The organism is Paenibacillus paludis (assembly GCF_042610515.1).
Lineage (GTDB): Bacteria > Bacillota > Bacilli > Paenibacillales > Paenibacillaceae > Paenibacillus_AQ.
Genome location: NZ_JBGJZP010000002.1, coordinates 109,080 through 127,985, shown reverse-complemented (window position 1 = coordinate 127,985; position 18,906 = coordinate 109,080). Strand labels below are relative to the sequence as shown.

General features: G+C 52.0%; 13 protein-coding genes, 1 pseudogene and 1 riboswitch. Of the genes and pseudogenes, 13 read left to right on the top strand and 1 reads right to left on the bottom strand.

Annotated elements, in window-relative coordinates; translation table 11 throughout:
* Positions 1–49 precede the first annotated feature (49 nt).
* From ACAN56_RS03870 to ACAN56_RS03820, 11 genes are all read left to right on the top strand, one after another.
* Positions 50–1,861 carry a sensor histidine kinase gene (locus ACAN56_RS03870; RefSeq protein ID WP_379140585.1) on the top strand — a complete coding sequence of 604 codons (1,812 nt, stop codon included), beginning with the start codon at positions 50–52 and terminating at the stop codon, positions 1,859–1,861.
* Positions 1,854–3,467, top strand: coding sequence for an AraC family transcriptional regulator (locus ACAN56_RS03865; RefSeq protein ID WP_038594644.1), 1,614 nt, complete (start codon positions 1,854–1,856; stop codon positions 3,465–3,467). Before ACAN56_RS03870 ends, ACAN56_RS03865 begins: the two co-directional genes overlap by 8 nt.
* Before the next feature lie 32 nt (positions 3,468–3,499).
* Positions 3,500–5,506, top strand: a complete 2,007-nt coding sequence (locus tag ACAN56_RS03860) for a hypothetical protein (protein ID WP_379140581.1) — start codon at positions 3,500–3,502, stop codon at positions 5,504–5,506.
* Between the two features lie 112 nt (positions 5,507–5,618).
* Complete coding sequence (locus ACAN56_RS03855) at positions 5,619–6,755, top strand: glycoside hydrolase family 88 protein (protein ID WP_038594640.1); 1,137 nt, start codon at positions 5,619–5,621, stop codon at positions 6,753–6,755.
* Between the two features lie 589 nt (positions 6,756–7,344).
* Positions 7,345–7,488 (top strand): hypothetical protein, encoded by a 144-nt coding sequence (locus ACAN56_RS03850; protein WP_339225665.1) that lies wholly within the window; start codon positions 7,345–7,347, stop codon positions 7,486–7,488.
* 388 nt (positions 7,489–7,876) lie between these two features.
* Positions 7,877–9,754 (top strand): DUF2264 domain-containing protein, encoded by a 1,878-nt coding sequence (locus ACAN56_RS03845; protein ID WP_038594638.1) that lies wholly within the window; start codon positions 7,877–7,879, stop codon positions 9,752–9,754.
* Between the two features lie 412 nt (positions 9,755–10,166).
* Complete coding sequence (locus ACAN56_RS03840; protein WP_052092206.1) at positions 10,167–10,976, top strand: GNAT family N-acetyltransferase; 810 nt, start codon at positions 10,167–10,169, stop codon at positions 10,974–10,976.
* A 40-nt stretch (positions 10,977–11,016) separates the two neighbouring features.
* The gene (locus ACAN56_RS03835) at positions 11,017–11,748 is read left to right on the top strand and encodes an SDR family NAD(P)-dependent oxidoreductase (RefSeq protein ID WP_379140576.1); all 732 of its coding nucleotides are present in this window, start codon (positions 11,017–11,019) and stop codon (positions 11,746–11,748) included.
* A gap of 15 nt (positions 11,749–11,763) precedes the next feature.
* Positions 11,764–12,462, top strand: a complete 699-nt coding sequence (locus ACAN56_RS03830; protein WP_379140573.1) for a 5'-methylthioadenosine/adenosylhomocysteine nucleosidase — start codon at positions 11,764–11,766, stop codon at positions 12,460–12,462.
* A 170-nt stretch (positions 12,463–12,632) separates the two neighbouring features.
* Positions 12,633–13,787 (top strand): AI-2E family transporter, encoded by a 1,155-nt coding sequence (locus tag ACAN56_RS03825; protein WP_038594632.1) that lies wholly within the window; start codon positions 12,633–12,635, stop codon positions 13,785–13,787.
* Positions 13,788–13,807: 20 nt separating this feature from the next.
* On the top strand, positions 13,808–15,319 hold the full coding sequence (locus ACAN56_RS03820) for a carboxylesterase/lipase family protein (protein ID WP_379140570.1): 1,512 nt from the start codon (positions 13,808–13,810) through the stop codon (positions 15,317–15,319).
* 132 nt (positions 15,320–15,451) lie between these two features.
* Here the strand turns inward: ACAN56_RS03820 and ACAN56_RS03815 are convergent, their stop codons facing one another.
* Positions 15,452–16,624 carry a PstS family phosphate ABC transporter substrate-binding protein gene (locus ACAN56_RS03815; RefSeq protein ID WP_379140568.1) on the bottom strand — a complete coding sequence of 391 codons (1,173 nt, stop codon included), beginning with the start codon at positions 16,622–16,624 and terminating at the stop codon, positions 15,452–15,454.
* A gap of 206 nt (positions 16,625–16,830) precedes the next feature.
* A riboswitch (FMN riboswitch) is annotated at positions 16,831–16,980 on the top strand.
* 129 nt (positions 16,981–17,109) lie between these two features.
* Here ACAN56_RS03815 and ACAN56_RS03810 point away from each other — a divergent pair.
* Both ACAN56_RS03810 and ACAN56_RS03805 read left to right on the top strand, forming a co-directional pair.
* Positions 17,110–18,063: a DMT family transporter gene (locus ACAN56_RS03810; RefSeq protein WP_038594626.1), complete on the top strand. Its 954-nt coding sequence runs from the start codon at positions 17,110–17,112 to the stop codon at positions 18,061–18,063.
* A gap of 365 nt (positions 18,064–18,428) precedes the next feature.
* Positions 18,429–18,539 (top strand): annotated as a pseudogene (locus ACAN56_RS03805) (carbohydrate ABC transporter permease); the annotation flags it as partial.
* Positions 18,540–18,906 lie beyond the last annotated feature (367 nt).

The following is an 18,906-nucleotide window of genomic DNA, read 5'->3' as shown; positions in this document are numbered from 1 at the left end:
ATAAAAGGGGAGGCGCACCGTTTCTACTTGTTTCAGGGGGACATCCGATATGATTGGCAGACTGAGGGAACTTGCCCCTAAATCGATCCGCCATAAGCTGATCCTGGCAGCTGTGGCTTGTATTCTCGTTCCAGCCGCTCTGACACTAATCATTTATAATTCTTTGACCCAAGAGGCTGTAAAACGGCAAGCGGTTTCAAATGCGGAGGATTCCCTGCAGCTGGTGAGCGGTTCAGTAATGAACAGCTTGAAGGGAATGGTGACCATTGCCAATTACGTGCAGACCAATCCCGGGCTGAGAGCCTATTTCAAGCTGGTGGCCTCGGGCAATGCCAGCGGCAATGAATATGAACGCTTTATGGACAGCAACCGGGTGCTGGAGCAGCTTGATACCCTTACGGTTGTAGGCCAGAACTGCTATGTTACGATTCTGCTGACCAACAATGCTTACTATATGAACTATTCTGTTAGCGATTACAATCCGCTGGATCTTAAGAAAAAGCCCTGGTTCCAGAAGCTGATGGAACTGAAAGGGCTGGAATCCTATTGGATAGGTGTCGAGTCTACCGACTTCTCCTATGACAAATTTGATCATCCGTATCAGTTGACCGTTGCCCGTACGCTGCGGCTGGACAGCACAGAGATTTACGGCTATGCCATTGTCACGATTATGGAGGATCAGCTCCATTCAATTTTTGGCAATCTTTCCGCCGGCCAGAAGGTGACGCTGCTGGACAGTGCCGGCATGATCGTTTCCGGTGGCGATCCCGAAAGTATCGGCAAGCCGTTTCCATACACCGCCGCTGTGGATCATCTCAAGGATTCCTCTGTGGTTTCCATAGCAGGAGAGCGGTATCTGGTCGCCCAGCAGCAGATTCCGTTCAACGGCTGGAGGCTTGTGCTGATGCAGCCATATTCACAGAGCATTGTCGATATCAGCTCCATCTTCAACCGGGTATTTACCATACAGCTCATTTCCTTTTTTGTGTTTCTGCTGCTGCTGATCACACTGGTCCGTGCCTTTACGAAGCCGCTGGTGCGCCTCGGCAAAGTGACAACGGCAGTGCAGCGGGGCAATCTGCTGGTGCGTTCGGGGGTCCGGGGCAATGACGAGATCGGGCGCTTGGGCCTGCTGTTCGATCAGATGCTGGACCGGGTCAAGGAAATGATAGCCGAAGTATCCGACACCCAGGCGCGCAAAAGAAAAGCGGAGCTCAAAATGCTCCAGGCCCAGATCAACCCGCATTTTCTCTTTAATGTGCTCAACTCGATCCGGATGAAGGTCATGAAGCGGGGAGACCCGGACAGCGCCAAAATGATCGGTTCATTGTCCATGCTGCTGCGGATGACGATCAGCCGTGAGGAGGATGAGATTTTCCTGCATGAGGAGATCGACCTGGTCTCCCATTATGTCAGCTTGATGAATCTGCGCCAGAAGGAAGAGGCCGCGCTTCAGCTGGATATTGATCCGGAAGCTTTTCTCCTTAAAGTGCCGCGTTTCTTTCTTCAGCCGCTTGTCGAGAACGCGCTTATTCACGGTCTCAGCCAAAAGCCGGGAACGATCAGCATCCGGGCAGTCGTGGAAGAGAAGTTCATCGTGCTCACGGTTGAGGACAACGGGCGGGGGATGGACAGCAGCGAATTATCCAGCCTTACCCGCAAGATAAGCTTGGAAGCGGAGAGCCTTTCCGGCAAGGCAGAGCCTAAGGGCTCTTTTTCCGGCATGGGACTGCATAATGTGGTCGAGCGGATGAGAATTCTTTTTGGCGGGGAATTTGCTATTGAAGTCAGCAGCATAGCAGGCGATGGTACAGCAATCAAGATGTTTATTCCGCATAGGGAGGTGATCCGGGATGTATAAAGTCATGCTGGTGGATGATGATTATCCTGTAATCGAGCTTTTATCCGAAAGTATCCGCTGGGAGGAGCTTGGCCTGTGTCTGATGGGGACACATGAGAACGGCTGGAACGCCTGGGAGCATGCCCGGCTGGAGATGCCGGATATTCTGATTACGGATATCGGGATGCCGCGGATGAACGGATTGGAGCTGTCTTCACTCATGAAGGAGCTGAAGCCGGAGGTGCGGATAGCCATTCTTTCCTGCCACAACGAATTCCAGTACGCCCAGCAGGCGATGAGGCTGAATGTGCAGGATTATTTGCTGAAGGATGCGCTGGACCCGGAGGATCTGGTGCAGCTCCTGCGCAAATTCAAGGAATCGCTGGATGAGGAAACCAAAACAGGCTGGGAGAATTCCCGGATCAAGCATTTGTTCGGGGAGACCCGGGAGCTGCGCAAGGAGCGGAGCATCAAGAATTTTATCCACCAGCCGCTGCTTTCGCCGGAGAAATGGATGGATGAAGCTGCCGAATATGGATTGTTCCAGAATGGAGAAAGCTGCCTGCCGGTGATCGCCTATCTTGAGGACTACCGGCATGTGAAATACCGCTTCTCCTCGGATCAGACCCTGCATTTCGCCGTGTGCAATGTGATGAATGAGGTGCTGGACGGAATGAAGCCGAGAGGGCTGTATGTCGGTTACAATGTGAAGTCTTCGTTCCTGTTATTCTCCTATAAGCCCGGTCTTCAGGGCAATATTTATGCTGAAGCCGCCGCCGGTCTGAAGATGCTCCAGTCTACCTTGTTCAGGGTGCTGAAGATTCAAATGTCCTTCATTACAGGGGAAGGGACCGGGTCGCCGGAGGGCCTGAAGCAACAGCTTGGCCAACTGCTGGCGGGGGAAGAACAACGTTTCTATCTGGAGCAGGGGGAGATTGCGAAGCGGAAACCCCCGCAGTCTCCGGTCAGCGGCCACACCAACAATCTGTTCGCCCATTATGACCAGGCCAGTATGGAGCTGAGAGAGGTGCTGCTGGGCAGGTCCGGTGATTTGTCGCACCTAATAACGGATAAATGGATAGCGCAGATCCGGCAGGAGAAGTATGCACCGGAAGTGGTCAAGGATTGGACGCTGAAGCTGCTGCTCGATCTGAAGCTGAAGCTGCATTCCCTGCAGTCGGTCCGGCCTGCTTATTCGGCGGATACGCTGCATAAGGAGATTGTGGATATTGATTCACTGCCTGCCCTGCGGGAATGGCTCGATAATCACCTGAAATCCATCGCCCGCGCCAAAGGTGCGGGTGCCGGGGCGAGCAAGCGGGCCGAGGTGATGGAAGCCTGCCAGTATGTCTCCCTGCGTTTGGGCTCCAGAATCAGCCTGGATGAGGTGGCGGATCACTTGCACCTGAATTCCAGCTATTTCAGCAGGCTGTTTAAGAAGGAAACCGGCACTACTTTTATCGAATATGTAACCAAGCTGAAGATGGAGCGGGCCAAGGAGCTGCTGGACGGAACGAACTCTACGGTCGGTGAGATCTGTGAGCAGCTTGGGTATGACAACCAGAGCTATTTTATTAAAACATTCAAGTTGCATGCCGGAGTTACACCCGTGGAATACCGGGGCTGAACATTCAGGTGTGCCAGGAAAGGCGGCGTAATATGCAAAGGGTTGAACTGCATCCCATTATTGCAGCGATGGAACCATCGGATGTCCGGTTGTATTATCCTGACGGCGATCAGAAGACATTCTGGAGCTATGTGCTGGAATCACCGCTATACTGTGATGAGCTTGCGGAGATCCGCCGGGAAGGCGAACGGCTGAATGATGTTCCTATTCCTGAGCTTACGTATGAGCTGTTCTCCATCTATGCCCGCACGGGTTCAAGGCTGGAATATGAGCGGGTCTATTTCGAGCGCAGGCGAATACTGAATTCGGCTGTTCTGCTGGCGCTGCTGGAACCCGGGCAGGAGAAGCATTTAGCGGCGGTGTGTGAGATTGTGTGGAGCATCTGCAACGAATATACCTGGTGTCTCCCCGCTCATCTGGGAGATACCGGCATCACAGAGACGATTGATTTGTTCTCGGCAGAGACAGGCTTTGCACTCAGCGAAATCAATTGTCTTCTTGGCGAACGGCTGCCTGCCCTGCTGCAGGCCCGGATCAAGGCAGAGGTAGATAAGCGGCTGTTCGTGCCGTACTTAACCTGCGGACCCTATCATTGGGAGACTTCCACCCATAATTGGTCGGCGGTTTGTTCCGGCTCTATAGGCTCGGCGGCACTTTTGCTGATGGAAGATAAGGAAACGCTTACCGAGATCCTGTTCAAAGTGCAGGGCAGCATGGAATATTATTTGCAGGGCTTTGGTGAAGACGGCGCTTGTCTTGAAGGGTTGGGGTACTGGAATTACGGGTTTGGTTATTTCGTCTACTATGCTGATCTGCTTCGTCAAAAAAGCCGGGGGCAGCTGGACTGGTTCCGGCGTGAGAAGGTAGGCAGCATCGCGGCCTTCCAGCAGAAATGTTTTCTGGGCGGGCAGCTTGTGGCGAACTTCTCCGATTCGCTGGAGTCAGGCCATGTGTTTCTCGGACTCAGCCATTATCTGGCTTCCGCGTATCCTGAAGTGGAGGTACCTCCGTTGTCGCTTAGAGCCGCCTACACTGAGGATCACTGCAGCCGTTGGGCTCCTGCGCTGCGTAATCTGATCTGGCGCAAGCCGGAGGAAGGACCAAGAGATTGGGGCAGCGCCAGCTATTATCTCCCGGATGCGCAGTGGCTGTTGTCCCGTCATTCGGGAACGGATGGCAGTTTCGGGTTTGCTGCCAAGGGCGGCAACAATGACGAACCTCATAATCACAATGACCTCGGGGGATTTATCCTGCAGGGAGAAGGAACGGTATATATTTCCGAGCTGGGCAGCGGGGAATACACTTCAGGTTACTTCGGAACAGAGCGGTACTCCTATGATTGCAACGGTTCTCAAGGCCATAGCGTGCCAATTATAGACGGGCAGTATCAGGTTGCGGGAGCGGAGGCTTGTGCTAAAGTTCAGGAAGCGAAGGCCGGGGACGGCAGTGATGTGCTGGAGCTTGATTTGACCCGTGCATACCGTGTTGACAGTTTGGAGGGCTTAACACGCCGCTTCGAATGGGAGACAGGTGTTAATCCTCCTGTACTTGCGATGACTGATGAGTTCCGGTTTGCGGAAGCTCCAGCGGCACTGGTTGAACGGTTTATTACCTTTATTCCGCCTGTTCTGGAGGAAGATACGGTGCTGCTGGAGAGGCAGGGAGAGGGAGATGGGCATGGGCAGGCAGATGGAGGAGCAGATGGGCAGGTAGATGAGAAGGCAGATAGACAGGAACATGGACAGGCGGATGGACAGGCGGATGGAGGAGCAGATGGGCAGGTAGATGGACAGGCGGATGGACGAGCAGATGGGCAGGCGGATGGACGAGCAGATGGGCAGGTAGATGGACGAGCAGATGGGCAGGGCCAGCGTGGGCTGCGTATCAGCTATGACATTGCGGCGCTGAAGCCCGAAATTTCCGTGCATAGCTATAACGACCATTTCGGTAAGGTGAAGACTTGGTATGGTCTGGATTTTTATGCCCGGAACCCGTGTAAGCATGAAAGGTATCATTTTGAATTCAGATTCCTGGACTAAATAAGCTTTCAACCGCGATGAGCGGTTCAATAGAAGAAATGCAGTCGGATGTAATACGTAAATCTAGAGTTCAACTTGTATCATCCAAATCAATGAATGGCGGTGGCTAGAGATGACAGCGGAAACAAAGCTGGGATGGATAGAGGAAGCGTGGAGCAAGGCACTGGAGAAGACACGGAAGAACAGTCGGAGAATCGGTGCGGGGTTTCCCCATGCCAGTCAAGGCGGCCAATATGAACTGGCCCAGCCGTACTGGTGGACAGCCGGATTCTGGCCGGGACAGCTGTGGCTTCTGTATAACGAGAGCAAGGATGAGTCTTTGCGCGCGCTGGCAGAGGACTGTGAGGAGCAGCTGGACCAGGTTCTGAATGATTATGTCCGACTTGACCATGATCTGGGCTTTATGTGGACCTTGACCAGCGTAGCTTCCTACAAGCTGCTGGCCAGCGAGGTTTCCAAGGTGAGAGCGCTGAAGGCAGCGAATTTCCTCGCGGCCCGCTTTAATCTGAAAGGCAGCTACATCCGGGCCTGGAATCCCTGGTATGAAGGCGAAGATAACCGCGGATACGCGATCATTGACTGTGCGATGAACATGCCGTTGCTTTTCTGGGCGGCAGAGACCAGCGGAGATCCGCGTTACCGCCATATCGCCGAAGCACATATGGACACGGTCGTGAAGCACTTCATCCGCCCGGACGGCTCCGTGTATCATATTGTCCGTTTCGATCCCGAAACCGGCGAATTCCTCGAAGGCATCGGCGGCCAGGGTTACGCTGCCGAGTCGGCCTGGTCCCGCGGCACAGCCTGGGCGATTTATGGACTGACGCTGGCCTACCATCATACCGGCAAGGCTGAATATCTCCATACCGCCCAGAAGGTGGCCCATTTTTTCCTGGCCCGCTTGCCGGAGGACCATATCCCACACTGGGATTTCCGCGCACCCGGAGAAGCGCGCGGCTTCCGCGATTCGTCAGCCGGCGCTTGTGCGGCAAGCGGTTTGCTGCTGCTTGCCGACAAAGTCGGCGAGATCGAGGCACCGGTGTACCGGGAGCCTGCGATCCGCATGCTGGAATCGCTATACCGCAATTACGGCACCTGGGACAACGACGCCGAGGAGGGACTGATCCTCCATGGTACGAGCAATTATCCGGCCGGAACAAACATTGATGTTCCCCTGATTTACGGAGACTTCTTCTACGTCGAAGGACTGGCACGGTTGAAGGGGAATGGCCTGTTCTATTGGGAGTAAGCGCCCACCATTGTGCTGTGGGATTAGGGTAACAGCGCGTCCACAGGGAATAGAGCAATAAGCGCTGAATCTTAGGACTAGAATAAGGGTGCAGGAAGAGACAGCAGATGAAATAGAAATAGTATGACTAGAAGAGATAGCAGTCTGATGGATTATATTGCTTGCTGTTCTGCCTCTGTTCGAATATCACCAGATAGTTGGCCAGTACCTAAGACTGTGAATTAATCTAGAAGTTTGCTGCCTGTTCCAGCCAGTATGCTCTCTAGCAGATATGCCTGCTCACTAGTTATCAAATCACTCGGAAATTCGTGGGCAACACGTCTTTTAAGAGCGGGCAGTGGATACGCAGAGAAGCTGCGGACTCCAGTGCTCTTATTTTCCGGATTTCGCTTGCTTGGCCTGCTTGCCGGACTCCAGCGCACTTATTCGCTCGTAGATCAACTAAATATTCGATTTTCCTAGGAATAGCGTCATCTGAGTCCGCTCGTTCGTGCGAAGAGGCCATTTCTGCAAAGTAACGTCACTGGAGTCCGCAGAGCAGGCAGACACTGGTGGAAGGAGCAGCTTTCCGCGAAGAGCGTTGGTGAGAGTGCTGACGAGATTGTTGGAGGATACGTTGTTGAGAGTGCTGACGAGATTGTTGGAGGATGCGTTGGTGAGAGTGCTGACTAGGTTGCTGGAAGATGCATTCGTGAGTGCCGATGATGCTGCCAGAAGATGTGCTGGTGAGTAGGGGGATGTTGCTGGAAGGAAGGTTACTGGTGGCGAGTGCGGTTGGTGAGTGGAAATGGGTTGCTAAGGTACACTAGCGAGCGTGGCGGGTTTGCTGGAAGTAGCACCAGCGAGCGCGGATGGAGTGCTAATAGAAGCGTTGGTCAGACCCGATGAGGTTGCTAGAAATTTCACTAGTGTTTGCGGATGGTTTGCTGAAGTTAAATCAGCGAGCGTGAGCGCGGATGAGGTTGCTATAAATTGTATTGGCGGTGTGATGGGACCGCTGAAGATGATCGGAAAACACCAACAGCACTGCAAAAGTTGCATCAGTGAGCGCATCGATTTTGAACGTGTATAGTTGGAGCCTGACTCTATAAAAATTCGAGAAGCAATTAGGAGTGATGTCGATGAGTAGCCAATGGGGAACAATTGGGGCTAATCCGCTGGTCACAAAAGAAGATATGCAAAATGCTTTCCGTCAGCTGGCCTATCCGCTTAAGCCTTACTATAGTGAGGGACGTGCCCGTCTGAAGCTGGGGGTGACCGGGGTTCATTACGGGCCCGATATTGCTGAAATGGAGGGCTTCTCCCGGGTATTATGGGGATTTGTGCCGTTTCTGGCCGGTGGCGGTGAAGATGACATGTGGGAGATACTGCTGGACGGCATCCGCAACGGGACTGACCCGGAGCATAAGGAATACTGGGGTGAGGTCGGTGATTATGACCAGCGTCTTGTGGAGATGGCAGCATTTGGCTACGGGTTGGCGCTGATCCCGGACCGGATCTGGGGGCCGCTGAGCGAACGGGAGCAGAGGAATTTGTTCAATTGGCTGAACCAGATGAACTCACATCCTTGTTATGACTGCAATTGGCTCTTCTTTAATGTGCTGGTTAATCTGGGCTTCCGCAAGGCTGGTCTACCGTATGATGCTGATCAATTGGAGCAGAATCTGCGGCGCATGGATGATTTCTACTTGACCGATGGCTGGTACAGCGACGGCATCGGCGGTCATAGTGATTATTATGTTCCGTTCGCCATCCATTTCTACGGGCTGCTGTATGCTGAACTGATGGGTGAGGAAGATCCTGAGCGGGCAAGCGTATTTAGGGAACGGGCCGGAAAATTCGCTGCTGAATTCATCCAATGGTTTGCTGCGGACGGCTCCGCGCTTCCGTATGGCCGCAGCTTGACCTACCGGTTCGCCCAATCGGCCTTCTGGGGGGCCCTTGCTTATGCAGGAGTTGAAGCTGTGCCTTATGGTGTTATTAAAGGGATCGTTCTGCGCAACTTACGCTGGTGGTTCCAGCAGGATATTCTGAACGCAGACGGCGTATTGAACATCGGTTATACCTATCCCAACCTGGTGATGGCCGAGAACTATAACTCGCCGGGGTCGCCGTATTGGTCGTTGAAATTCTTCCTGCCGCTGGCCCTGCCGGATCAGCATCCCTTCTGGCAGGCGGAGGAACTGCCGCTTCCGGAGCTTGAGGCGCTGGCTGTGCAGCAGCCTGCTCATCTTGTTATTTGCCGCCGGGCAGAAAGCGACCATGTCGTCGCCTTCAACAGCGGGCATAAAGGCACCAATGAGCATACCCATACTTCGGCCAAATATGAGAAGTTCGCTTATTCTACGGCTTTTGGGTTCAGCGTTCCCCGTTCGGAATGGGGAATCTCCCAGGGGGCATTCGATTCCATGCTGGCGCTCAGCGAGGCAGGCGACAATCTGTACCGGGTGAGAAGACAAAATGAAGAGACGCGGATTGAAGACAATCTGCTCTTTTCCAGATGGAAGCCTTGGCCTAATGTGGAAGTGCAGACCTGGGTTGTGGCTGGTCTTCCCTGGCATATACGGATTCACCGGGTACAAACAGCAAGAACGCTGGATGCTGCAGAAGGCGGTTTTGCCGTGGCGCTGGAGCCTGGACTGCAGGAGATAATGCCTGCTGAAGGAGCAGGTATGACAGCGATCAGCAGCCATGGCGCCAGCGGGATTCTCGGCTTGGCCGGTTACAGCGAAGCAGGGCTGATCCGTCCGCATACCAATACCAATGTGCTGCGGCCGCGGACAGTCATACCGACGCTGCAGGCGAAGCTTGCTCCCGGGACCCACTGGCTTATCTCGGCCGTGTATGGCGAGCCGGGTGACAGTCGTGAAGGAGGCAAGGCTATGGCTGCCGAACCAGCAGGTGACCCGTTGCAGCTTCTCGGTGTAGAGCTGACCAGGGATGAAATCCGGGTTGCTACTCATACCGGCCAGAGCATCACCATACCGCTGGATAAGTAGAATCTCCCGTCGGATACAACATTCAGGCTGGCTGGCGGAGAGGGCACCCAGAGGGTGAGGGGTTGACCAGCAGGTACCACAGTAACGGGAATAGTTACCGCTGTATTAGGCTTAGTTAGTGAAATCGAGCTGTTGCCGGGAAATCAGCCCGCTAAAATTTCAATATATTACGTAACAGTGTAATTCGACATAATTACCATTAGGAATTCCCGCTATCCTCCCGGTAAGCGGGATTCTGGTGAAAGTAAAGGGTATTAATCCCGTTACTTTCGCAATGTCCAATCAAGTACGCCAATTGGCGAAACCTGGCGGTTTGACCAGCAGCCCGAACCGGAAATTCCGGTTCGGGCTGTTTATTTTTTCAGGCAGGCGCATTATGATTGAAAGAAAGGAAAAATTAGGGGGTTAAGAGATGTTTGAGAGTTTTGAGCCGGGTGATAGAGTGCTGCATAGCAGTGGGTTTAAGCAAGAGGAGGTTCTACATAACCTGATTCACCGCATTGCGGAGTACGCGGATGCGATCAAGCTCAAAAGCATTGATGATCAACTGATCTTCACCCAATCGACAGGTCACAATGCCTGGTTATGGGTCTCGAAGGAGCTTGGAGTGCAGCAGCGGGACGATTTGCTGCGGCAGCTGGCGGAACGGGTGAAGGATAGCGGAATCCCTGGAATCAGCGCAGAGCCGGAGACGGCCAAGGCATTCGCGGAAGCTTTTTGCGCGGCCAAAGGGAAACTTCATCATACCTATATGATGCTAAAAGCCTATCATTGCCCCGAGGTGCGGAAACCCGGTCATGTCAGTGGGTCGCTGTTGCAGGCTGGTGAGGCCCATATTCCGGTGGTCGCGGAGTTTACAGCCAGATTCGTTGAAGATGCCTTCGGCACTTCTGAGCAGCAGGAGAATTTCCTTTCCTATGCGGATGAAGCGGTTCGTGCAGGCAACCTGTATTTGTGGGTTGTGGAAGGCGTACCTGTATCTATGGCGGCCATCGCACACCGCTCAGCGAGACATGTCCGGATTAATGATGTCTATACGCCGCGCACTCACCGTAAACAAGGGTATGCCAGCGCAGCCGTGGCTGAATTATGCCAAATATTGCTCGCCGAAGGCCTAACTCCGGTGCTGTACGCAGACGACAAAAACCCGGATTCCAATAAGGTCTACCAAACCGTAGGGTTTGTGGAAGCAGGGCAAATTGCAGATATTAAATTCGACTGAAGTAGCTGTAAAGCCGCTGTGGAACAAGGAGACAGATCATATGCTGAATGCCATGAAAATTATAGTAACCGGAGCTGCTTCCGGGATTGGCAAGGAAATTGTCCGGCTTGGTCTGCGGGAGGGTGCGGGCGTCATAGCCTGCGATATCAATGGCCCGGCGCTGGAGCAGTTGGAATCGGAAATGGCTTCCGGCAAGTTGTCCGCCTATCGGCTGGATGCCAGTCATCACCGCGAGGTGAAACAATTCTTTGCCTATATAGAGCAGCAGCATGCGGATATCAATGGTTTGGTCAACAATGCAGGCATCTATTTGGGCAAAAGTATCCTTGAGTATGCCCCTGATGAAATAGATCGGGTGCTGGATATCAACGTGAAAGGTTATGTCTATTTCTCTCAGATGTTCGGCAGGCTGCTGCTAGGAAGCCGTCGCCAAGGCGCAATCGTCAACATGTCGTCCGTATCCGGACAGGAGGGAAGCTCGGATGCCGTTTACGGCTTGTCGAAAGCGGCTATTCTGGGTTTGACGAAAAGCTGCGCGATGAACTTCGCCCCCTATATCCGCGTAAACGCGGTTGCGCCGACAATGACGAATACACCGATGATGAGCCATATTCCCGTTTGGAGACAGACGGAATATCTGGAGCATCAATTGACTAAGGAGCCGCTGCTGGCAGAAGAGATTGCCGAAAGTGTTGTTTTTTTGTTGAGCTGGAAGTCAAGGGCTTATACCGGTGCAACGTTTGATATTAACAATGGCTGTTATTTGCGCTGACGGGAGGTTGTTTTTGTGATCACAGGTGTAATAGGACCATCGGATGAAGAAATTGAACATCTGATAAAGAAATGTTATATAGATTCGGTTTACGAAAAAGCATCCCTGAAATTCTATTCCGGATTCTACGGAGAGGTTCAAGTGGTTCTGGTAATCTGCGGGGTGGGTAAAGTCAACGCCTGCATTGCGACGCAGGTGCTGATTGACATACTTGAAGTCACACATATTATTTTGACAGGTGCCGCCGGAGCATTGGGGGACAGCCTGAAGCACGGGGATGTGGTCATCTCTACCGCGGTAGCCCATCATGATCTTCCGCAGGAAATCCTGACGGAGTACCATCCATGGATGAAGAGCATTTTCATAGAGGCCGATACAGCGATGGTTAATGAATGTATCCGTATTGCCGGAGAGGATCAAGATCATGGAAATATCTACGCCGGAAAAATGATCTCCGGGGAAGAGTTCATCGCCAGCAGTGAAAAGCGCAAACGGCTGGACTCCTTTGGGGCGATGTGTGTGGACATGGAGAGCGCAAGCATTGCGCAGACCTGCTATGTCAATCATATTCCTTTTGTTGTTATCCGTTCGATATCGGACCATGCGGACGAAGAAAGTGTTGAAAGCTTTGAAACCCATGTGGAATCGGTCTCCCTGAATGCATTGTGCCTAGTGGAAAAGCTGCTGGTAAGTTTACATAAACCTTTGATTTGAGGATGATATCTGGATCTGGAACTTTCAAAAACGAAGGTAAAAGGTGCAGAATTTCATAGAGGGGCGCTAGTGCTGAAAATTTGACTTGCAACCCCTGCGTTGACTATGCTAATAGCAAGTGCAATTTATCACACTTACAGATAAGTCTTTGTATTAGGGGGAAAGCGGTAATGGAAAGGGTGCAGGTATGGCCTGAGAGGTTTAAAAAGTTTTTTCTAAATAACAAATTTGTGGTTTCTTTACTGATTATTTTACTTATCGGAGTTACGATTCTGGTGTTCTCCAAGGTTCCGTTTATCTTCAAGCCGATATCGGTTCTGCTGCACACAGTGGCAGCTCCGCTGCTGCTCTCAGGAATCGCCTACTACTTGCTGAATCCGCTGGTAGACAGGCTGGAGAGAAGAAGCAAAGTGAAGCGTGCCTATGGGATTGTGATTCTGTATCTGTTGATCGCCGGGATTATTACACTAATTCTGCTGACAGTCATTCCGATAATCCGCACCCAACTGCTTGGACTGATTGATAATTTCCCTAAATACAGTGAGCAGATTCAGCAGGAATTCGTTAATCTGACCGGCAGTGCGCAGTTCGAGCGCATTCAGGAGAATATTGGTATGGACTTCACTAATATCACCAGCAAGGTGACAACATGGGCCACCTCCTTTCTGAATAACGCAGTGAATGGCGTTGGCAGCTTCGTTGGGGCATTGACCGAAATTGTTCTGGCTGTGGTAACCACGCCATTTATCCTGTTCTACCTGCTTCGTGACGGCAAAAAGCTGCCTGATTACCTGATGAGGTTCATCCCTACCGGCTTGCAGCCGCAGACTCGGGAAGTAATGTCCGAGATGAACAGCCAGGTGGCTTCCTATATCCGCGGACAAATTATCGTAAGCTGCTGCATCGGTGCGCTGCTCTATATCGGGTATTTGATTATCGGGCTGGAGTATTCCCTGGTGCTGGCGATCGTTGCAGCCTGTACGGCGGTAGTTCCCTATTTGGGTCCGGCCATTGCCATTACTCCAGCCTTGATCGTTGCGATGGTGACTTCTCCGTTCATGCTGCTGAAAATGATCTTCGTCTGGACTGCGGTCCAGCTGATTGAAGGTAAATTTATTTCGCCGCAGATCATGGGCAAGTCGCTGAAGATTCATCCGATTACTATAATTTTCGTCATTATTTTTGCCGGTAAAATGTTCGGCGTGCTTGGCATTATCCTGGCTGTACCGGGATATGCCGTGCTGAAGGTGGTCGTTACCCATGTCTTCCAGTGGTTCCGTTTCCGCTCCGGATTATATCAAGTGATCGAAGAAAAAAAGGAATGACGCGAAAGGATGATTGTTTTATGACAGGACCCGTGGCAGAAACATTATATGGGAAGCTGCAAGGAACACAAAGTGACGGTGTGAACATCTGGCGCGGAATTCCTTTTGCCGCCCCGCCTGTGGGTGAGCTGCGATTTCGAGCGCCACAGCCGCCGGAGCCATGGAGTTCCATTAGAGAGGCCAGGGAATTCGGCCCGGTCAGCCATCAGCCTGTCAGTACCGGCAGCACCCGATTCGGAGGTACAACTCCGGAATATTCCGAAGATTGCCTGTACCTGAACATCTGGTCTCCAGCGGCTGAAGGTGAAGCCCTGCCGGTCATGGTATGGATTCATGGAGGCACTTTTGTAACCGGAGCCGGCAGTCAGCCGATGTTCGAAGGTACCCATTTGGCCAGTAAAGGCAAAGTCATTGTGGTTACCGTCAATTATCGGCTGGGACCGTTCGGTTTCATGCATTTGTCGCCGTTTGGCGGCGGCTTGGCCTCCAATGCCGGTCTGCTGGACCAGATTGCCGCACTACAATGGGTGCAGGGCAATATTGCCGCGTTTGGCGGGGACCCGAAACGGGTTACTCTCTTCGGCGAGTCTGCGGGCAGCATGAGTATTGCCGCGCTGCTGGCGATGCCTGCGGCAGAAGGCTTGTTTGCCGGAGCTATTATGCAGAGCGGGGCTGCACAGACCCTGAAGGCGCAGCAAGGTGAAGAGATTGGTGCAGCTTTTCTGGCCGAGCTCGGGATTCGTCCAGGCGGCGATACCACACTGCTGGACACGCTTCCGGCAGAGCAAATATTGAAGGCAGCGGGGGCGATGGTTTACAAGCTGTCCGGCAATGCGATGAGCATGCTGTTCCAGCCCGTTATTGAGCCGGATACATTGCCGGCAGATCCGGCGCAGGCTATTGCAGAGGGTGTAGCAAGCGGTATACCGCTTGTGATCGGGACGAATCTTCATGAGGGCAACCTGTTCTTCCGGGGAAGTGGTTCGGCAGAGAACTTTGACCAGTCGCTTCAATCTCTGGAAATGATGATGGGAGTAGAAAATTTGGCTGAACTCGCGCTTCATTATCCCAAGACCGTGGAGGGTCAAGCCGATTTTCTGACAGATCTCTTTTTCTGGGACAGCTCCATATCTATCGCTGAGCGGCAGCATCGCTATGCCCCGGTATGGATGTACCGGTTCGACTGGACCATCCCCGGCCATCCGCTGCTCGAGAAGGCTGTACATGGTGCGGAAATCTGCTATGTATTTAATAATTTATCGCACATGGCGCATTATGGAGTAGAGGTTACTCCTGCCATGGAGAGTTTGTCGGATGCGATGCTCTACGCCTGGACAGCCTTTGCCCACCGTGGCGATCCGTCGGTGCCGGGCCTATCTTGGCCGCAGTATACATTGGACAACCGCGCTACCCTGATCTTTGAGCAGGACATCCGCATCGTGGCTGATCCGGATCGGAAGAAGCGGACACGGCTGCTGTCAGCACAAGAGAACCCGCCTCAAGACTCATCTGCCGGGACGTTGTCAGAATAGTAGCTGAGCGAAGTTGCTTGTTGTGCAAAGAAAGAAGACCGGCATCATAGAGAAGCAGCAGGGACCCGGGTATCCGTGAACCTGCTGCTTTTTTGTGTATCTGCGTTTGGGGTAGAGGAGTAGTCCAGAAGCTTATTTTACCGGGGTATAGCCGGTTTTTACCACCAGTTCCTGACCCTCGGGGGAAACTATCCAATCCAGGAAAGGCTGGATATGCGGATTGGAGCTCCCGGCGGTCACAGCATAAAATTCGGAGGCAAAAGGATAGGCTCCGCTGCGAATGCTCTCCCTGCCGGGTTCAACCCCGTCGACGGCCAGCAGCTTGATCTCGTTATTGCTGTTCATCTCCGAGGCGTAGAACAGGAAGCTGAAGCCAAGAGCATTTTTATAATTACGGTAGCTGGCGGTCTGGCTGATAATGCCGCTCATCACATCCATAACATCTTTTTGCGGAGCTGCCATGAGCGGTGTGCCCTCCATGATTTTCTCAAGCATAGTCTGGCTGCCGCTGTTTTCTTCCCGCTGGAATGCCCGGATCGAGTCCCGTTTGCCGCCTACCTGTTTCCAATTTGTCAGCTTACCGGAATAGATATCCTTGATTTGCTGTGTGGTCAGTCCGTCCACCTTGTTCCGCTTATGAACAAAGAAGACAAATGCCTCGCGGCCAATGGGCGTAAGAACTAGCTCTTTGCCTGCTGCTTTGGCTGATTTCTGTTGGGAGAGAGAGGGGGCTGCTGCAAAAATAATATCCGTATCTCCATCGATCAGACGGTCATAAGCAGTGGAGGTCGAAGTGCAGACTACCGTACTGCTCTCAAAATCATATACGCTATAGTCGTCCTTCGGGTAGACGGCTTGAACAAATGCCGAATATAGCGGGTAGAGTGCGGTTGCACCGTCCAGCCGCGGAAGCTCGTCTATGATCTTATAAGTGGAGGTTTGGTCCAGTATGGCTATCTTGGATTCCGGCTGGAAAGGTTTATATTTCTCCAGAGAAATCTCCCGGTCATTCACTTCAGCGAGGCTGTTCACATAAGCCTGATTGATTTCATAAACGCCTGCCGCCAGTAGACATACCCCGGCGAAAGAGGCGAACACGATCCGCCGGATACGCAGATTGAACAAGTCAAAGATCGCCAGCACTGCATAAACTGCAAGGGCAAAAGCGACAACAGCGGAAAGCGGGGCATAAAATTGCATCCCTCCAAACAAGGAGATAACGAAATAGGCGATAGTTTCGGCAAATGCAATAGCGGCTACAGCGATAAATGATAACGGCAAGTTTGTTCCAAGTGGTCTTTTCATAAGAGCCTCTCTTTCAATGGATGAAGAATATGGATAATTCACATAATTCTATTATAACTTAATGGATTCAGCAGGAATTACAAAAAAATATCATTTAGAGGGCATGAAATGCGGTGATGAATGAAAAAATGTGTATATTTTCATAAAATACTGGACGAAATTCATAAACGGGAGTATCCTGAGATTGTGAAAAAAATAACGGAATACAAGATTCTCGGGGTAAGGTGAAATTCCTGACCGGCGGTGATGTTCAAAGCGAACTCAGCCCGCGACTCCTTCTCGCTGACAGCAGCGGAAAGGACTGATCTGGTGACATTCCAGAGCCGACGGTAAAGTCCGGATGGGAGAGGATCATAAGATAAAGACGACAGGTTTATTCCTGATGGTCTTTATTGATAATGACCCCCGATGGTTGCCCCTCAGAAGGCAGCGCGGGGGTTTTTGGTCTCTTATCGAGGGTTTGTATCGACAAGGAGAATGGAATTATGAGTAATGTAACTGCTTCAACTTCAGAGGTGCGCCAAGCGCCGCTACGCGGCGGGTTCTGGCTGGTTGTGCTGGGAGCGGCGCTATGGGGCGTCGATCCGCTGTTCCGCATCATCCTGCTCAAATCAATGACCTCTTCACAGATCGTTCTGCTGGAGCATGTTGTGCTCTTTCTGGCTGCCGCTCCGGTACTTTGGCGGCATCGCGCTGAACTGAAAGGAATTCGTCTGCGTCAGGCCGGAGCCCTAATGGTTGTATCTTGGGGCGGCTCCGCCGTGGCTACGATTCTCTTCACCAAAGCCTTGTCCAGCGGAGACCTCAATGCGGTGCTTCTGCTGCAGAAGCTGCAGCCGATCTTTGCCATCGGACTGGCGGCTGTCATCCTTAAAGAACGCCTGCCCCGAAATTTCGGACCGCTTATAGTGATTGCACTGGCAGGGACTTATCTGCTGACCTTTGGCTGGACCGCACCCTTCGGACATGTGAACAGCTTCATCAGTGTCGGCAGTCTGCTGGCGCTCGGTGCCGCTGCCTTGTGGGGCGGATCTACAGTAATGGGCCGCTATTTATTGGGTTCAATGAAGTATGAAACGGTGACTTCACTGCGGTTCATTCTGGCACTGCCTCTCTTGTTCGTCGTCACCGCTATGGAGGGTGCTCCCTGGCAGGTACACGGCGGACTGGGCGCTTCAACGGCGATTGCGATCAATCTGCTGCTGCAGGCACTGCTGCCCGGACTGCTTAGTATGCTGCTGTATTACAAAGGTCTTAACACCACCAAAGCTTCCGTTGCCACCTTGGCAGAGCTCAGCTTCCCGATGACGGGAATCCTGATCAACTGGATTTTCTTCGATCTGCTGGTAACCTTGCCGCAAATTATCGGCTTTGCGCTGATTTGGACCGCGCTGTTCCTTATCTCTAATCAACAGAGCCGTCAGGAATCACTCAACTAGTGCGTGGCGGCTTTCTGAGTAATATAAAGTAGGCCTGAGGGGGTGACCCTCCGGGTTTTGAGTAGAAGAGGAGGATGTTCCCTTCAGCCATACGGCTGTGGGAGACATCCTTTTTTCAAAATATAAGAATTTATATGCTGCACGCTATAAATTATCTTTCTATTTCTCGCTGAAACGGATACCGTCCTTTTGAGGACGGCGAAGCCGTTTCCACTTGTTTCAGCCCATCCGGAGAATTTCGTTCTTCCAAGTTTGCGAAACATTCATATTGGCTGCAAAAACTGCTGAAATGTTGCGTAAGTGAACTATATGGCTATTTGTGAAGCGTTTACACTTAAATGGAGACCAGCCTGAAATCCGGCAGGATTTCTGTGCAGCGTACAGTGATTGGTACTGGGCTTACGCTGCTCATTACGTTCCTTGCAGCCTATCCGCTGTCTAAGGGGAATTCGGTCTTTAAGAGCCGCACAAGGTATGTTAGAGGAAGAGCTAGAGCCTCTTACTCCGCATATGCCGAGTTGGTAAATCAAATGTATTATGTGCAGCAGATGGGTCCAGTTTTCCACTATATCAGCGTTATATTGCACTTTGTACAGCAGATTACTGCAAAGATGCCTGTTTATCGACAACATGCGGTAATCTGCTGCAGGAAATACAACAGAACGCTATTTTGAAGACGAATAGAGAGAATCTGCTGTACTTATTGCAATAGAACTAACTCATACGACAGGTGCGGCAGCATGAGGATTCGACGATTTACTGCACTCAATTTATAAGAATGAACGCAGCACCAATAAACAAAGGATAAGGCAGACAAGGGGAATCGCCCGGTCTGCTTTTTTG

Bases quoted from the DNA above. Each gene is read 5' to 3' on its own strand.
- ACAN56_RS03870 (WP_379140585.1), top strand. From the start codon at position 50: ATGATTGGCAGACTGAGGGAACTTGCCCCTAAATCGATCCGCCATAAG.
- ACAN56_RS03865 (WP_038594644.1), top strand. From the start codon at position 1,854: ATGTATAAAGTCATGCTGGTGGATGATGATTATCCTGTAATCGAGCTT.
- ACAN56_RS03860 (WP_379140581.1), top strand. From the start codon at position 3,500: ATGCAAAGGGTTGAACTGCATCCCATTATTGCAGCGATGGAACCATCG.
- ACAN56_RS03855 (WP_038594640.1), top strand. From the start codon at position 5,619: ATGACAGCGGAAACAAAGCTGGGATGGATAGAGGAAGCGTGGAGCAAG.
- ACAN56_RS03845 (WP_038594638.1), top strand. From the start codon at position 7,877: ATGAGTAGCCAATGGGGAACAATTGGGGCTAATCCGCTGGTCACAAAA.
- ACAN56_RS03840 (WP_052092206.1), top strand. From the start codon at position 10,167: ATGTTTGAGAGTTTTGAGCCGGGTGATAGAGTGCTGCATAGCAGTGGG.
- ACAN56_RS03835 (WP_379140576.1), top strand. From the start codon at position 11,017: ATGCTGAATGCCATGAAAATTATAGTAACCGGAGCTGCTTCCGGGATT.
- ACAN56_RS03825 (WP_038594632.1), top strand. From the start codon at position 12,633: ATGGAAAGGGTGCAGGTATGGCCTGAGAGGTTTAAAAAGTTTTTTCTA.
- ACAN56_RS03820 (WP_379140570.1), top strand. From the start codon at position 13,808: ATGACAGGACCCGTGGCAGAAACATTATATGGGAAGCTGCAAGGAACA.
- ACAN56_RS03815 (WP_379140568.1), bottom strand. From the start codon at position 16,624: ATGAAAAGACCACTTGGAACAAACTTGCCGTTATCATTTATCGCTGTA.
- ACAN56_RS03810 (WP_038594626.1), top strand. From the start codon at position 17,110: ATGAGTAATGTAACTGCTTCAACTTCAGAGGTGCGCCAAGCGCCGCTA.